The organism is Methanogenium sp. MK-MG, assembly GCF_009914725.1.
Lineage (GTDB): Archaea > Halobacteriota > Methanomicrobia > Methanomicrobiales > Methanomicrobiaceae > Methanogenium.
On sequence record NZ_JAAAWJ010000043.1, the window covers coordinates 1 to 16,728 of the forward strand.

The following is a 16,728-nucleotide window of genomic DNA, read 5'->3' on the forward strand; positions in this document are numbered from 1 at the left end:
CTGAAGACGCATACGAGTGACCCGGTGCCGTTTGCGGTGATGGGACTCGGGACGGATGATGTGGACTCCTATTCAGAAGTTGCGGCAGAGAAGGGTTCATTCGGGCTGATGGATGCTCTGGACTTCATCCTGATGCTGACTAAAAAACAAGAATAATCCAACCAAATATTTCGGAAAAAACTGCTGCATCATGCGGCAGGTGCCATGTAATGTGGGCATCAGACCCCAGCTTCATCATCCGGTTGTCAGTGGGGGTAACTGTCATCATCTGCCCGGCATGGCACTGCCTGCAGTTTTGCACTATTACTTATTTTCATCAGGCGATAAATACTCGCGCCCTCCGCGGCGAAGAGATAACTACGGAGGGCAGACATATCTTATACCTGACAGCAGCATGACACCGGGAAAACGACTGACAATTGGCGTGACCGTGAACCTTGAGCGGTACGAAAATCTCCGTGTGGCAGTGGAAGGAGATGTCAATACCCGGGAGGACGCAGAGATGCTTGCCCGGTATCTTGACGATGTCTTGGCGGGGTTCGGAAAAAATGATCCTGAGACCGAGAAACAGATTGCAAATTACCGGTTCCGCGTCCTGCCGGGGAGGGGCGATGCGGCGGATGACACGGTTCTGTCTGAACGTGGAAAGAGAGATGCAGAATCATATGTACATGCTGGTATGCCGGTGCAGTCAGACACACAAACCGGAGGAGTGATGGAATCCGGTGCCTGTGCACCAGCAGTGCCGGCACAGGCTGAAACCTCTCTCTTCTGTGCAGACTGTGGCGTCTCAATCTCCAAACAGGAAGACAAACTGGGCCGCATCTTTGTGGATCGTCCCCTCTGCAGGGCCTGCCTGGATATCATACAGAAGGCACAGCACTGACCTGTGCACAGGGTGAAAATAACAAACACCTATTCTTATATATCCCGCCGTGAGATTCTCTGGTATGAAGAAGAGCCTGCTGATGTGGGACGAGTCAATCTTTCAGGACATGGAGGTCTTTGAGTTTGACTTTGTCCCCGGGCAGTTCGATTTTCGTGACACACAGGAGCAGGAGCTTGCCTTCCAGATACAGCCTGCTCTCCGCGGCGGGCGCCCCCTGAATACCATCTGCCGCGGTCTGCCGGGCACCGGGAAGACAACCAGTATCCGGAAACTGTTCACCGAGATTGAGGAGCACACCAGAAAGATTGTGCCGGTGCATATCAACTGCCAGATAGACAATACCAAATTTGCCATATTCTCCCAGATATTCCGGCATATCTCAGGGCATCTCCCCCCTGGCTCCGGGACGTCGTTTAAACAGGTCTTTGACGGGGTATGTCGCCTGCTGGCAAAGGAGGATATTATTCTCCTTGTATGCCTTGACGATGCGAACTACCTGATGTATGGAAACGAGATCAACAAAGTTCTCTACACCCTGCTGCGGGCACATGAATCCTTTCCCGGCACAAAAATAGGGGTAATAACCGTGATCTCTGACATGTCGGTTGACCTGATGCAGACGCTGGATGCACGTGTTACATCCATTTTTCAGCCGACTGACATCTACTTTCCACCCTATGACGAGGATGAGATCACAGAGATTCTCCGCCAGCGGGTGAAGCAGGGATTCTATCCGGGGGTAATCAGTGACGCGATGCTGGCACTCATCACCGAGCAGACGCTTAAAAGCGGGGACCTCAGGGTGGGTATTGATCTCTTGAAACGGGCCGGCCTCAATGCGGAGAAGAATGCCCGCCGGAGTGTGGAGCGTGATGATGTCTGCCTTGCCTATGAGGTCTCAAAATACCTGCACCTCACGGCGACCATCCGCGCCCTCCAGCCTGATGAACGTGCCCTCCTGCGCCTGATTGCCGAACGCTCGCGTGAAGAAGTGGAGATGGCCGCAGGAAAGGTGCATGAGGCGGTGAAGGCCTCTTCGATGAAACTGGGCTATACCCGGTACTATGAGATGGTCACAAAGTTCGATTCAATGCGGCTTGTCAACCTGCACTACCGGGAGGGGAGGGGCAGGACCCGTCTCATCACGCTCAGGTACGATCCGGACCGGGTCATCGAAGAGATTGATCGTTGCTGACTTCACCAATTAACAATCCTTATCTATTTTGTTCAAACAATGTATGCGGTAGGAGTTAACTCTCATGATCAGCATTAATGAACTTGCACTTGAGCTCTTTGAGGAGCTTGCAGAATATCCGGAAGACTTCAACGCAGTCTTCCACCAGCTCGACAATGGAGCACGCATCGTTGACTGTGGTGTTCAGGCAAAAGGCGGCTATGCAGCAGGAAAACGCTTCACCGAGATCTGCATGGGCGGTCTTGCAGAGGTCTCATTCCGGATGGGCCAGATTAACCACGTCCCGATGCCCTTCATTGACGTCAACACCGACTTCCCGGCACTGGCATGCCTCGGTGCACAGGAGGCAGGCTGGAGAATCACTCACGAGAAGTACTTCGCGATGGGCAGCGGCCCGGCCCGTGCCCTCTCCCTCAACCCAAAGGAGTGCTATGAACTCATTGACTACAAGGACGAATGTGACTACGCAGTCATCTGCCTTGAGTCTGATACACTCCCCAACGAGGCAGTGATGCAGAAGATTGCAGACGGATGCAACGTCGATGTCGCAAACGTCTGTGCGGTTGTCGCACCGACCGCATCAGTGGTCGGTTCCATCCAGGTCGCCGGCCGCTGTGTCGAGACAGCCATCTACCGCCTTGAACAGCTCCACTACGACCCGAAGAAGATCATCTGTGCATGCGGTTCAGCCCCGATTGCTCCTGTGAAGGCAGACTCCACCAAGGCAATGGGCTGCACGAATGATGCCACCATCTACTTCGGCCAGATTAACCTGACCATCGACGGTGCTGACATCGCAGACTATGTCGATAAGATCCCGTCCAGCACCTCATCTTCCTACGGCAGGCCGTTCTACGACACGTTCAAGGAAGCAAACTTCGACTTCTTCAAGATCGACCAGGGCCTCTTTGCACCGGCTGAGGTTACCATCAACGAGATATCAGAAGGTAAGGTCTACCGCTGTGGTGCGGTAAACCCCGAAGTGACACTCCAGTCCTTCGGCTACCTCTGAATTATTTTTCTCTTTTTTCCGGTTCTGGTCTTTTCCCGGTGTGTTTGATCGTCTGTTATCAGGGTCAGCGGCGGGTCTCTTCATCCCTCACGCTGTGAAAAGGAGATATCCAAACCAGATGATCGCACCACAGTGCAGAACGAGAAAGAACGGGACCAGTTTAAACTTCAGTTTCTGCGTCTTGTGCCGGAATTTGCGCATGCCTGCGTATGCCCCGAACGGCCCGAGGAATGCCGCGATGATGAGGATCCCCTCCGGTGTGCGCCACGCACCGTTTTCTGCCCTGCGTTTGTCACGCCCGTAGGCGAGAAATGCGATGATATTTACCACGACGTAGAGAGCCGTGACGATGATGATATTATGCATGGGTGGTACTCCATTGTGTCGGGAGAAGGAGGAGGGAAGCGGGCCGAAGGGGCACCGTTCCGGCATCTTCTCTTTCGGGAGATGTATGGCGGCGTCTCATATATATCCCGCAGAAAGGAAAGCAGCAGAGGAATGGTGGAGGGGGAGAGACAGGGAGAGGGATATCGGGGAAAAATAATCGCAGAAGGAGGAGAGAAAGAGAAGACGAGAGGAAAAAGGAATTAAAAGAACATCCTGACGCCCGCCAGTCACCACCGGCCGGAAGAATACACAAGGCTTAATATCTTTGAAAAAAATGAATTTAAGGCACAACATGCACATGGGGCTTGTGGTCTAGTTGGTTATGACATCGCCTTTACACGGCGAAGGTCCCCGGTTCGAATCCGGGCAGGCCCATCGTTTTTTGCGTCCATTCTGATAAATCGGTCATCGGGAAATATTCAGAGATCGTGGCAACCGCAAAAGGAAAAACCATGACAGATACGGGGCGTCACCTCCTTTACCCAACATAATGGTGATTCCGCTTTTTCTCTGCTGTGATACGATTCGCGTTACTTGGGACAAATGCACGGCATCTGGTTAAGAAACGCATAAATAACCCATCAAATGGACTAAAACCGGTAAAATTGCATCCACACAGAAGCCCGGAGCGGCCCGTTCTCAACCGGAGACAACCCATACACCCCCCCCAAATCATCGACAATAGCGACCCCTCAATAGTCTGCAATAAATCAGTATTTGAGCGAATAAAAGGCATACTGTCCGTATTTTTTCGACAGTAACAAAATGCAGAAAATACGCCCGTTTTACCTCCCGATTCCCCCATACGGGGGGTCAAAAAGGGTAGCCAAAGGGTGACATGCCCCCCTGAAACACCGGTACCGGAATTTCCCGGCATGTTTGTGGTGATCTGTGGAATCATACTTGGAATGGCATTCATTGCAATGAGGATGAGAATTCATCGATAGAATTCCCTCATCACTATTTTTCACAGAAAAATGGGTTTCTTTCACCCCACCGGCACATAAATCTCTGTCAGAATATCCTCCTCAGCCACTTCCGCGGGGTCGTTTACGTAGACCTCGCGAATCGGGCCGGTGACTTCCTTTTCGTGCTCAGCCATCCATGCGAAGATATCGTCGTAGGTAGATTCACATTCCCCATACGGACCTTTGTGAATGGCTTTCAGCATCGGCCCTCCGGGAAGTTCATAGCAGGTGATGCCATCCGGGCCTTCTGCCGTGATGGCAACCGACGCTGGCACCGGGAGTGCGACTTCAATGTCAGCATTGCCTTCCTCTGCTGCCCGCATCGCCGCTTCAGGGGTGGTCTCGTGGCAGACAAAGACCGGCATGCAGGAGATTCCGATGCCCTTCTCTTCCACGTATGCAAAGAGTTCCATAATCATCGCAGGAATCTGTTCCTGGTAGAAACCGCGGCGGCGTATGCCAAGGACCGTCTGCGGTGCAATATCAGTGAGAGTAATATCTGTCATGGGTCTTCGTCCAAAGATTGGCGGAATTTTCTATTTAATAGTTGGCCCGGCGGGATGAAACTGAAAACTGGTTTCAGGTTGCCTGCATCCGGGAGCATTGGAATACTTCCCACTGCTGTTGTTCACCTCTGATTGTGAGAGAGCAAATGCAAAAAAAGGGATAAACCGGGAAAATTAAACCCCGGCAAAGGTAACGGTGAAGGACTCTGCATCCGCTGTAGTCTCTTCCCACGGGCGGACGTATGCCGCGTCAAAGGTTCCGGAAGGTGCGTCAGTGAAGGTCACCAGCCACTTGTGAATGCCGCCTGCACCGACAAGAGGCCTCTCTGAATATGGGGGTACGAATGAGTCAGCGGCAATCTCTGCACTGCCCGAGACTGAGGCATTCCACTGATATCCGGTGGTCGGGTTCTCATTCAGTGCGACAAGCACAGCACCGTCTTTTGGCACCGGGACCGTGGTTCCGTTATCAGCACTGGTTACGTCTACCACCGAGGTTCCCTCCGGTGTTACATAGAATGTAACAGTGTATCTCTCATCATCCGGCTGCACCTCCTCCCACGGACGGACATATACAGCGCTGAATGTCGCGATGCCGGTTGAGTTTGGTTCGAGAGTCCAGACATGCACGCCGCCCGCACCGGGGATCTGCTCTTCAGGCGGGACGAATGTGTCATCCGTGATAGTCATCCCGTCAACAGTGGTCACAGTCCAGGAGTAACCGGTTGTTGGGTTTTCCGGCAGTATCACCTGCATCACGGTCTGCATATTCATCGGGACGATGTCGCGGTTGTTTTCCTTGCCAACAGAGCCAAGGCTAACCATCACCGGGGTGGGTGTGGGTGCAGATGTGTTTGTCTCTGTCCCTGTCGTATCAGTCGTGGTGCACCCTGCCGCACAGAGAATGCCAGCGAGGGCGACTGCCATCAGAATTCCGTATACTGGTTTCATAGGCGCTCAGTGGAATATGGACGGGCAGATTGATAAAACAAGCGATAATTTCGAACTCCACCGCACTCATGTCAGGCATCTGCAAGAACAGAGGGATGGATTCTACCTGTCCGCCGTTACTGCTTTTGTTACAGCAGAGAGCAGTGGACAGACCGTGACTGAATCACCGCCCTACACAGTTCACCTCTCGTGAAGCCCCGGCGGGCGGCCCCTCCGTGCATGGACGCGGGAATGGCACCGCTCGCAGAGGGTGATGAGATTTTCGGGTGCATCGTTGGTCCGGTCGCCGTCCCGGTGGTGGATGTGGAGATACTCCTCAGCACCGCATAGCCTGCACCGGTGTTCGTCACGTGCCAGAATGACTTGCCTGAGCTGTTTCCATTCCTTCAGCCCGTATTTGTCCCGCACCGTGACCACGATATCGTGGCGCCGGCATAAGAGGACATCGCCGTTGCGCTCACCATACGGACAGGAGTAACAGAGGCGCCGGTAGGCGTTCAGTCCGGGTATGTCCCTGCAGGGTGGGATGCCTCCGGTATGAAATGAAAAAAGACTGCGCTGCAACTCAATTGCCTGTTTTTGGCGGGCCATATCCGGTAGTGACATGGTATCGTGAGAGTCCTTTTAAAACTAGACCCGTGCAGGGCGAAAGTTCAGGGGCGCTATGGAGAAGCCGTTGCATCCGGAATCTCCGGTTGGAAATCCTCCTCTATTTTCCCGTCACGGAGGCGGATAACCCGGTCAAAGTATTCCATATGCCAGTCCTCATGTGAGACCATGATGACGGTCAGGTTCATCCGTTGGTTAATCTCCCTGAATAAATCGAGCACTGCCCGCGAATTGGTGCTGTCCAGATTGGCACAGGGTTCGTCTGCAAAGAGGATCTCCGGGGTGTTGATGAGTGCCCGGGCGATTGCCACCCGCTGCTGTTCCCCTCCTGAGAGTTCAGACGGGAGATGTGCCACCCGTTCCCCCAGACCGACCTGGCCGAGGAGTTTCCTGCTGCGGCGGGAATATGACCCCGCCTCTTCCCCCCGTGCCATCGCGACAAGGGAGACATTCTCCTCTGCCGTCAGTTCGGGAACCAGTGCATAATCCTGAAAGATAAACCCAAACCGTGAAAGGCGGAATATCCCTTTTTCCGCCTCGGAAAGGGAGATGACATCCCTGTCGGCGATGGTTATTGTCCCTTCGGTTGGCGGGTCCAGCAGGGCAAGCATATGGAGGAGCGTGGATTTACCAGACCCGGATGAGCCCGTGATGCCCACGAATTCACCCTTTCTGACAGAGAACGAGACACCGTTGATTGCCCGGACCTCTACTGTGCCCATGGTATAGAGTTTCCTGAGGTCTTCTGCCCTGATATATTCATCCACCCCGTATCGCCTCCAGAATCCCTTCGTTTGTCACCCGCCAGGCCGGGATGAACCCTGCGATGGCAGATGATATGAAGAGCAGTGCCGTATTCTCGATGATCATTGCCCACGTCACGAGAGGTGTTACATCCCCGTCCGGAAACTCAATCGGATAGGTGGTGAAGTAAAGAACCATCGTGCCGATGAGCAGGGATCCGACGATGGCACCTATCAGGCAGATGAAGATCACCTGCATCACATAGGAGTTGATGATGATGCTTTTTTTCAGGCCGATTGCCTTGAGGATGCCAATCTGTTTGCGGTTGTTGAAGGTCTTAATCGTGGTCATAATGAAGATCAGCACCACAGCGATGACCAGACTTCCAAGGACACTGATCGTATTGATGATGGCAAAGGATTCAACCGATTCACTCACGACATCAGGGAGTGCCTCTTCCCATGTCTCGACATCCTCTCCGACACCAAATTCAAGAATCCGTTTTTTGACGGGCTGTGCATCTTCGGCTGAGACGGTCTTCACAAGCACCTCAGTTGCCCGTGCCCCGCCTGACCCGGTGACGGCATCCATCTCATCTTTTGTCACAAAGACCATGTAATCTGCCTGGTAGGACTTGGTGTTGAATATGCCCTTGATACGGTATTCCCTCACGACACCGTTTGCATACCGGACAACGACCGAGTCACCGACCGTGGCACCACCGAGGGATGCATAAAACTCCCCGGTGTCATCCTTGGCACCTGCCACCAGACTGCCAACGATGATCTGGTCCCGGTCTCCGCTGCCAAGGAAATCCCCATATTTCATGTGTTTGTGAAACTTGGTGACTTCTGTCTCATCCCGCGGGTCAAAGGCGTCTATTTCCATTGCAACCGTCTTATCCTCGAAGTCTATTGACCCTGCCATGGGGTAGCGTGCGGAGGCCCGCACCACACCCGACATCCGGTTTACTGTTGCAAGCAGTGTCTCTACATCATCGATATACCGGACATCCTCCGGCGGTTTGATGATGACATCTGATGAGATGTAATCGACGGTCTGCACATAGTAGACGTCCATTGCCCCCATAATCACCGACGGGAGGAAGATCATATTGGTGAGCACCAGGGCAATGATGATGATATACATGGCATTCCTGCCCCTGCCGCCCCGCTGGATGGACCGGGTCGCAAGAAAGGCAGACACTCTCAGATCGTCAAACATTGCCTATGCCTGCCCGGCCTTCTTCCGGTATACCAGGAAGTAATAGGCACCGCCGGCTGCAAGAATCAGGATGATCAGAAATCCGGCGATTGCTGCGGTTGAGTCATTCGTTTTCACAGGAAGTATGAGGTCAAATGATTCTGAGTGCGGGCCCCAGTCATCCTCCCAGGTGACGGTAAGGGTATAGTGATAGTCTCCGCCTTTTCCGCCGTCAAGGGAGAATATGGCAGGGGCATCATTGTTCGGTTTTATTTTGCCGATGAATGCCTTTTTTGTCCCCTCAAAGGGGAGGTCTATCTCTGCTGTGGTTGAGATGGCCTCATCTGTCCCCGTGTTCTCCAGCCGGATGGTCATCTCAAAGGCTTCTCCCCCGGAAACCCTGGCCGGGTCGGTGCGCACCGATGCGATGGAGAGTTCAGCATGCCCGTGAACATCAAGGGTGAGGGAGTCTGTCTGCGTCACCGGCATCCCGTCCACGACAGCGTAGGATATTTCAAGCGGTATTTCCTGCACACTGTTCTCCAGCGACCGGCTGGTTATGAGGCTGACCATGATCACCTCTGACTTTCCGGGTGCAAGCGTCTCCAGGTAGAAGGTCCCGGTCTCAAGAGGGCCAACATAGGGATTGTCGTCTGCAATTCTTATGCGGATGTCGTCAGCGGCACTCCTGCCGCTGTTTGTGACCGTCACATTGCGGTGGACGGTCTCTCCCGGCACCACGTATCCGTTCTCCTCCTGTGTTACAACAAGCATTGCCGTGCTGAGGGTTGATATCGGCAGATTCACATTCACCGGCACCGGATAGGTGAGCCCCTCTGCACCCCTGACCCGGACACGCAGGACTGGGAAAAAGATGCCTGCCTCTTCCGGGGCCTGTATCAGAAAGGAGAGAGTGACTTCCTGCCCCGGCCCAAGGTCGCCTGTAAACTGTGAATTGCCGCCGATAACTTTGATATCACCTCTGCCATCCAGAAAGACGCTGGTGATCGTCGGGTTTACATCCGTCTGGGTGGTGATCTGCGAGTCAGACATCGTCGCCGTCGATGTCTGTGCCGTGTTCTTCAGAACTACGGTGATCATGCCGGTATCCCCCGGCATCAGGACTGCGGGTGTAACCGTGCCCTCTGTTGCCATGACCGTGGGTTCATACAACCCTCCTGCCGCAATTCCTGTTAGCGCTGCTGCAAAGATGCAGAGCACGCATGCATATCGTATCATCATGTATACCATCTCCCATATGGTATGCATAGCCTCGCCCCGTCTGGTAATATAGCTAATGTCAACTACCCACGACTAAAGTCGCGGGCTTCCTGCCTGTTTTGATCGTGACCATCACCCCGGATACGGCCACCTCATCATCCGCTCTTCATGCATATGGTACGGAGATGAATGGTGCAGCCGCAGGACAGGATGAATCCATACATATTTTTTGGAAGATAATGCGTTTCCTCAGAAATATCTCCTGCATGTTCTCTCCCGAAGTAATTTCAACACAGGTGGAGTACATACCAGCATGTGAAGAGAGCCGGACAAAAAGTCCGGCCGGTATATCAGGGAGTTAAGGAATGAGTGACAATTATTCAGCGAAGCGTCAGCATCTCATTGGTGAGATGCAGACAGAGATTATCGATACTGACCGGAAAATATCAGAATACAGCAAAGCACACGGAGCCGGAAAATACGCACATGTGCTGATTATTGTTGCATTCATTATGAATGTCATCTTCTTCATAGAACTGGAAAACTACAGCCTCTTTTGGGTGGTGTCATCATTCCTTTTGCTGATGTTTAACCCCATTATTCTGATGCTTCCCACCGAAAAAGCAGACCTTGCATTTCCGTCAGGCAAAGGAGAAGGAATTGGAAGTTTTACGGGTCTCCTGCGTGATGCGGCAACCAGTGCCGGCGCGATTACGCGTGAACGCAACCTCTATGCAGAGGCGCTCTGGAATCTCTTCTTCATTAACTGCCAGCCAATAGCCCCGGGCTTTATTCTGCTCTTCTCAATAAGCATCGTTCTCGCTGTTCTCGGGCTTATCACCGGGTTCTTCGAACTCCGGTCAGCAGTGATACTCCTTGTCCAGTCTCTTGCAATTATTGCCTTCTATGCGGCAATAATGAGAATCAAACCCTATTCTCCCGGTTTTTTCTCGGGGATTATGGGAATCCGCACTGACATATCACGGCGCATGAACCAGGGAATCGCGAATGGGATGAAATATATCCTTGTCGCGGCCTTCATCGCGGCCATCTCAGGGGTGCTGATACTAGGTGTCCTGCTCCTTCCGGGACAGACACTCTCCAGTGTGATGAGAATTGAAGGATTTGTTGCCATGGGGCCGAATGCCATCCCCCTTCTCCTGGTATTTCTCTCACAGCTTCTGGTAGTGCGCTACTTTCAGGGGATATACAGCAGAAAACTGGTCCTTGACCTATCGGTATATAACCACGATCTTCTGCGGGATACCATGCTCAGTTCTCTTCAGGCACTTCCGGAAACTCCCGGTGAGGATGCTGAAAAAGAACTCGGGACCATCAGTAAGGCATATCAGCGGCTGCATATGTTCAAGGTAGATGATCAGGCGTTTGCCGGATATTTCCCGGTGTGGATGATCGTCCCCAACCTTGATGTTATGATAACGCGGGCACCGAAAAAAGAGAATCCCTGAGGATGATTTTAGACTTCATCCCTGAGCATGATGATAACGCCATAATTATACGGCTCAGCGGGATTAATCTGCATCCCGTCTTTCAGCCCCACGACCGCGAAATTTTCTGTCTTCACATTCATGGGAAAGATGCGGTCTGTCATTGATTTATAGGGAATACCTGATGATATGATGTCGTTATAGGATGTAATCGTGAAATCTTTTGGGACTGCTGCGTAATTGTAGGCAAACGCGACGATGAAGAGATTGTCTCCCTCACTTGCCATATTGCCCCCCATTCCTGTGGCATCAATATCAAGGCTGACATAGACCCCGAAGACGTTTGTAATCGGGTCTGCCCTGATGGCTGTTTTGTAATCCGGAACACTGGGTGATTTGATAAAGATGGGATCGGTAACGGCCCACGCCTCTTCCACGGTCGGGACCGGTGTGATTACCGGTGTTGGTTCAGCGGGTTCATCCGTGGTGGCACATCCGCAGGCCATTACAGCGAGTATAAGCACGAATATGGCAAGGTATAACGGTCCTTTCTGCTTCATAGTAGAAGATCCAGTCCTCGTATATATAGTATATTGGTCTTCCCGGATATGTTGCGCTGTTTACATACGTTTATCATTGGTCTGTTACAAATTTGGCTATTGGATGACATCAGGCGAATATCCTACTGCAACGGTTAACGGGGAGGAGATCCCGTACGACCCCGACGCCCTCAGGAAGGTTCGGGAACACCCATGCTACAGCAAAGATGCAAGCCATAAATTCGGGAGAATGCACCTCGCGGTGGCGCCAGACTGCAATATCCAGTGCAATTACTGCATCCGTGACTTTGACTGTGTCAATGAAAGCCGCCCCGGCGTATGCAGTAAGGTGCTCTCACCTGAGGAGAGCCTCGTGCTGGTTCGGGAAGTGATGGGGAAGTTTTCCTATATCAAGGTCATAGGCATTGCAGGGCCGGGCGACCCACTTGCAAATGACGAGACTTTTGAGACACTTCGCCTCTTAAAGGAGGAATTCCCAGTTCCCATCAAGTGTATGTCCACAAACGGACTGATGCTTCCCGAGCATATCGATCTTCTCGATGAGTATGGTGTAGGGAACGTTACGGTGACCTGCAATGCGATTGACCCGGCAATCGGCGAGAAGATATATTCCTTTGTCGAATGGGAAGGGAAGAAACTGCATGGACGTGAGGCAGCAGAACGCCTCCTTGCACAACAGATGAAAGGCATTGAGATGGCGGTGGAACGCAAGATGTTTGTGAAAATAAACACGGTGCTGATTCCCGGAGTCAATGACCACCATGTCGTTGATATCGCAAAGAAGATGGGTGAGATGGGTGTCTATACCTTCAATATTATCCCGGTTATTCCGCAGTATAAGTTTGCCCACATCACTCCACCAACTCTTGCTGACAAGAAGGAAATGCATGACGCATGTGCCCCGTATGTCCGCCAGATGAGGCACTGTGCACGCTGCCGCTCTGACGCCATCGGAAAGCTTGGAAAAGACGTGCAGGATGAGATCTACCGGAATTGCGGGGCCCTGTAATGATCTCCAATATTTTTTCTGATTCTATTTCGTGTTCAATTTCCGGATATTTGTGACCGGACGGTTTTATGAGAACTAATCAGGCGTCTGATATTTCAAAAAATCTGTCAATCATCAATGAGCTGGCCTTTTCCATCGGCAATTCCCTTGATCTGCAGGAGAACAGTGACGCATTCTGCACACTTTTACTGGCCCGGAAGAACTATTCATTTGTTTCACTCTGGCTCAGGAATGATGTGCTGAAAAACGGGGGGGACACAGGGGATGCAACATGTGTCTATGCCTATCCCATGGTGATGGCAGACTCTGTGACTCTGTCTGTTGACCATCCGCTCTTCACATTGCCTGCAGACGGAAAGGCTGTCTCATACTCTGCACATGATGCCGAATTTCAGTCGCTTATAGCGGAAAAACGGATTTTGGGAGGGGCGTATGCACTGTATCCTCTGGGAGATTATGGTGTCCTGAAGATTTATGCCCAGAACAGGGATGAAGCGTTCAGTTCAGAAGAACTGGCACAGCTGCACGATGTGATACGGAAATTTGCGATATCTGTCCGGGGCTGTCTTTCCCACCAGGCACTGATCGATGAAGTTCGTGAACGGACTCTTGCAGAAAAACGCCTGCAGGATTCAAAAAACGCACTGCAGTCATTTATTGACAGTATTTCTGAACCTGCAGGACTGATTGGAAGGAACTTATCTAATATTGTTGCCAACGCCGCCTTCTTCCGGATACATGCCATTCTCCAGGGCGGGACATATGACCCGGGCACTCATGGTTTGCATTCACCTGTGATGAAGGGTCTGACGGATGGATTTACCCGTGTTCTTGAAGAGAGAGAGCCTGAGATCATTGAAATGGAGATGGGTAACCGTGTATTTGAGATACACCTGACCCCGGTCATCGGCAGCACCGGTGAGGTGAACGCTGTCGCATTCTTTGCTGTTGACATTACAGATAAGAAGGAAGAGATGCTTGAACAGCTGCGAAAAAGTGAACGGCGGTTCAGGGAACTGGCTGATTTCATCCCCATTATTCTTTATGAATGTGATGAAACCGGAGAAGTGACATTTGCAAACCAGACCTCATATTCTGCCATGAAAGCCGATCCCAGGCTGCTGCTGGGTCCGGACATTTCTCTCGTAAATTTAGTTGTACCTGAAGATGTAAACCGTGTTGAGTCAGCCATTACTGAGGTTGCGTCAGGTGGCCGGATACAGGGCATGCAGTTTTCCATTCGCCGCATGGACGGAACCACATTCCCTGCACTGGTCTACAGCAGCCCCATTGTCCGTGAGGGGAAGTTTTTCGGGATACATGGCGCAGTGATTGACATCAGTGAACAGGTGATGGCAGAAGAGGCCCTGCGGAAAACGAACCTGAAACTCTCCCTCCTCTCCTCTGTCACCCGACATGATATCCTGAACCAGGTGACTGCTATGCTGCTCTTCAAAGAGCTGCTCGCAGATACTATTGCAGCAGGAGAACCTGTCAATGCAGAGTATGTATCAGCCATATTTGATATTGCAGAGACAATTGAGCGGCAGATTATATTCTCACGGGATTATGAGTATATCGGGATGGAAAAGCCCAAGTGGCAGTCAGTCAGTTCTGTCGTCAGGAGTGTATCACAGAACACAGAGCTCTCTGCACTCACCGTCTCGTGCAATACGGGCGACCTTGAAATATATGCAGACCATCTCTTTGAGAAAGTCGTCTTCAATCTGATGGAAAATACCCTCAGGCACGGATTTAATGCCTCTGCTGTGGTGGTCACCTGGGTGCCGGACACACATGGCGGCGGCATGCTCACGTTTGCGGATGACGGTGCCGGGGTGCCTGATGAGATAAAAAAACGGATATTTGATAAAGGTTTTGGGTCAAACACGGGGTATGGTCTCTATCTCATTCGGGAAATGCTGGGACTTACCGGTATCACCATTGAAGAGACCGGCACGGTGGGCAGGGGGGCAACCTTCTCGCTCACTATTCCCCCGGGTGCCTGCCAGGACTCCTCTCCTGCCGTGTGACTCACACTTTCACCCTGCCCCCCCCTCCCACGTATGTTCATATGCTGTTCGTGCCGGATATGTGTACACGCAGCAGAAGATATACAGCCGGCGCAGTGGTCACATTACCTGTGGGCGGGTGCGGGACGGTATCTTTGGGCAGGCACTGTAGTGTAATCTTTCAGTTATTTGTGGGGTTCACGGTAGGTTCATGGGCATTTTCCGTCCGCCTTTTGGCTGGATTGCATGTAGCGTTCGCTTCCTGGTCAGCGGGATGAACACATCAAAACAGGTCTGAAAATAAGTGGAAAAAAAGTTGAGTGAATCTCAGATGAACCGCGGTTTAACTGAGAGATTCTTTGGTGTGTAAATTCTCCGTGCAGGCATGCCTGCAGTCACGGCGGAGATTTTCTCTGCAAGTGCTTCCGGCGTCATCTCTTCCTTATAGGGTTTCTTTGGCTGTGACTCCTTCCGGATGGTCACCGTGAGTGTGCCGGATTCAGCCTCAGAGTCACCCACGACTGCCACGTATGGCACCCAGTCCATGCCTGCTTCCCTGACCTTCTTACCAACCGACTCTTCGCGGTCGTCAACATCACAGCGTATGCCTGCCTTTGTCAGGACTTCACAGACCTCTGTGGCGTATGGAATATGGCGCTCAGCCACCGGTACAATCCGTGCCTGTGTCGGAGAGAGCCATACCGGAAACATCGGGACATCCTGTGTTGCGGTCTTCTCCAAGAGGGCGCAGATGACCCGTTCAATTGAGCCTGTTGGTGAACAGTGGATGATGGGCGGATGGACCTCCCCTTCATCGGTGAAATATTTGATATCGAAGCGCTCTGATGATTCCACATCAATCTGGACGGTTGGGTTCTCAATAGGCCGGCCCTGCCCGTCAATTGCCGCAAGATCCACTTTTGCCACCCAGTAGTGTACACGGTCAGAGAGCAGTTCAATGAGCATCGGCACACCGGACGCCCGGACGATGCCTTTGACCCACTCCTCGTGCTCTTCGTAGAACCCTTCCGTGCACCGGAAGATGCCCGCGAGCGGGGTTTCAAGATCCCGTCCGGTCTGCCAGCCGATCATCAGCTGCTCTTCAAAGCAGGAGAGTGTCTGGTCCATATCAAGGCAGAGGGAATGCATATCCGGCATGGTAAATGCGCGGAGGCGCTTCAGGCCGATGCACTCACCCTTCTGCTCATGCCGGAAGGAATAGGTGGAGAGTTCATACATTTTCATCGGGAGCGTGTTGGGTGAGATGTGCATATCGTGCATGATAGAGAACATCCCGAAGCAGGCGGCAAACCGGAGCATCATGTTACGGTTGCCCGACTTGAACCTGTACTGACGTTCACCGAATTTTCCGGCGTGCTCGTTGATGGCCGGGTTGTCAAGGTCGTACATGACCGGCGTTTCAACCGGCATGCCGCCATAGTCGAGCACCAGTCCAAGAACGTAATCTCCGAGCAGATCGCGGATGAGCTTTCCACGGGGCATCCACCGGTGGTTCCCGACATCAGAGAGAGGTTCGTAATCAACGAGTTCCTTTGCCCGCATCAGTTCGCAGTGCACAGAGTCACCGGTTGCTTCTGCAGTGACTCCGGTCTCTTTTTTGACCAGTTGCCCAAATGGAGTGTCATCCGCATATTTCGCAGCATCTTCCCGTGCGCCTTCGGGGGTGAGGACAAAGAAGGTGTGGGTGACTTTCTTTTTCTCTGCCTTCTCTTCAGCGTCTTCCGGTGTAATCGTCCGGGAGAGTTCAGAGAGGGGGTGGCCCTTACAGGAGAGAGTGAAGGCCTTGTACCAGCCGAACGGTGCACGTTTGACGGTCAGTCCCTCTTTTTGGGAACAGATCTCCTCGATTGTGGTCAGTGCTTCAATCGCCGCCTTCGGGGATGAGAGGTCACTGGAGAGGTGGGCATACGGGTAGATCATGATATTTGTCGTGCCGAGTTTCTCAGCCGTCTCCAGGATCTCCGCTGCGGTCTTTGCCGCCACACCCGTGATA

General features: G+C 52.4%; 16 protein-coding genes and 1 tRNA gene. 8 read left to right on the forward strand and 9 right to left on the reverse strand.

The window, feature by feature from the left end:
* Positions 1-211 precede the first annotated feature (211 nt).
* The 3 genes from MKMG_RS07415 to mch all read left to right on the forward strand — a co-directional run bounded on the left by MKMG_RS07415 (position 212) and on the right by mch (position 3,096).
* A complete protein-coding gene (locus tag MKMG_RS07415) occupies positions 212-886 on the forward strand; it encodes a hypothetical protein (protein WP_165076988.1) in 675 nt (224 codons plus the stop codon).
* Positions 887-950: 64 nt separating this feature from the next.
* On the forward strand, positions 951-2,084 hold the full coding sequence (locus tag MKMG_RS07420) for an ORC1-type DNA replication protein (protein WP_165076989.1): 1,134 nt from the start codon (positions 951-953) through the stop codon (positions 2,082-2,084).
* A 64-nt stretch (positions 2,085-2,148) separates the two neighbouring features.
* Positions 2,149-3,096 carry a methenyltetrahydromethanopterin cyclohydrolase gene (gene mch / locus MKMG_RS07425; RefSeq protein ID WP_165076990.1) on the forward strand — a complete coding sequence of 316 codons (948 nt, stop codon included), beginning with the start codon at positions 2,149-2,151 and terminating at the stop codon, positions 3,094-3,096.
* 87 nt (positions 3,097-3,183) lie between these two features.
* On the opposite strand, the gene MKMG_RS07430 is transcribed toward mch, so the two are convergent.
* Entirely contained in the window at positions 3,184-3,462 is a 279-nt protein-coding gene (locus MKMG_RS07430; RefSeq protein WP_165076991.1) for a DUF1294 domain-containing protein, read from the reverse strand.
* Between MKMG_RS07430 and MKMG_RS07435 the strand changes: the two genes are divergently transcribed.
* Complete coding sequence (locus MKMG_RS07435) at positions 3,457-3,687, forward strand: hypothetical protein (protein ID WP_165076992.1); 231 nt, start codon at positions 3,457-3,459, stop codon at positions 3,685-3,687. The two genes, MKMG_RS07430 and MKMG_RS07435, sit on opposite strands and share 6 nt — an antisense overlap.
* A gap of 97 nt (positions 3,688-3,784) precedes the next feature.
* Positions 3,785-3,858, forward strand: a tRNA-Val gene (locus tag MKMG_RS07440).
* A gap of 613 nt (positions 3,859-4,471) precedes the next feature.
* Here the strand turns inward: MKMG_RS07440 and MKMG_RS07445 are convergent.
* From MKMG_RS07445 to MKMG_RS07470, 6 genes are all read right to left on the reverse strand, one after another.
* On the reverse strand, positions 4,472-4,957 hold the full coding sequence (locus MKMG_RS07445) for a GyrI-like domain-containing protein (RefSeq protein ID WP_165076993.1): 486 nt from the start codon (positions 4,955-4,957) through the stop codon (positions 4,472-4,474).
* A gap of 174 nt (positions 4,958-5,131) precedes the next feature.
* Entirely contained in the window at positions 5,132-5,908 is a 777-nt protein-coding gene (locus MKMG_RS07450) for a protease inhibitor I42 family protein (RefSeq protein WP_165076994.1), read from the reverse strand.
* A gap of 180 nt (positions 5,909-6,088) precedes the next feature.
* A complete protein-coding gene (locus MKMG_RS07455) occupies positions 6,089-6,514 on the reverse strand; it encodes an HNH endonuclease (protein ID WP_165076995.1) in 426 nt (141 codons plus the stop codon).
* A 56-nt stretch (positions 6,515-6,570) separates the two neighbouring features.
* A complete protein-coding gene (locus tag MKMG_RS07460; protein WP_165077009.1) occupies positions 6,571-7,239 on the reverse strand; it encodes an ABC transporter ATP-binding protein in 669 nt (222 codons plus the stop codon).
* Positions 7,240-7,276: 37 nt separating this feature from the next.
* Positions 7,277-8,485, reverse strand: coding sequence for an ABC transporter permease (locus MKMG_RS07465; protein WP_165076996.1), 1,209 nt, complete (start codon positions 8,483-8,485; stop codon positions 7,277-7,279).
* A gap of 3 nt (positions 8,486-8,488) precedes the next feature.
* Positions 8,489-9,706, reverse strand: a complete 1,218-nt coding sequence (locus MKMG_RS07470; RefSeq protein WP_165076997.1) for a COG1361 S-layer family protein — start codon at positions 9,704-9,706, stop codon at positions 8,489-8,491.
* A gap of 344 nt (positions 9,707-10,050) precedes the next feature.
* On the opposite strand from MKMG_RS07470, the gene MKMG_RS07475 reads away from it, so the two are divergent.
* A complete protein-coding gene (locus MKMG_RS07475) occupies positions 10,051-11,154 on the forward strand; it encodes a hypothetical protein (RefSeq protein WP_165076999.1) in 1,104 nt (367 codons plus the stop codon).
* Positions 11,155-11,162: 8 nt separating this feature from the next.
* Here the strand turns inward: MKMG_RS07475 and MKMG_RS07480 are convergent, their stop codons facing one another.
* A complete protein-coding gene (locus tag MKMG_RS07480) occupies positions 11,163-11,693 on the reverse strand; it encodes a hypothetical protein (RefSeq protein WP_165077001.1) in 531 nt (176 codons plus the stop codon).
* A 103-nt stretch (positions 11,694-11,796) separates the two neighbouring features.
* On the opposite strand from MKMG_RS07480, the gene nifB reads away from it, so the two are divergent.
* Both nifB and MKMG_RS07490 read left to right on the forward strand, forming a co-directional pair.
* Entirely contained in the window at positions 11,797-12,702 is a 906-nt protein-coding gene (nifB, locus tag MKMG_RS07485) for a nitrogenase cofactor biosynthesis protein NifB (protein ID WP_165077003.1), read from the forward strand.
* 68 nt (positions 12,703-12,770) lie between these two features.
* On the forward strand, positions 12,771-14,735 hold the full coding sequence (locus MKMG_RS07490; protein ID WP_165077005.1) for a PAS domain S-box protein: 1,965 nt from the start codon (positions 12,771-12,773) through the stop codon (positions 14,733-14,735).
* Positions 14,736-15,041: 306 nt separating this feature from the next.
* Here MKMG_RS07490 and MKMG_RS07495 read toward each other — a convergent pair.
* On the reverse strand, positions 15,042-16,728 hold a 1,687-nt coding region (locus MKMG_RS07495; protein WP_165077007.1), incomplete at its 5' end, for a threonine--tRNA ligase.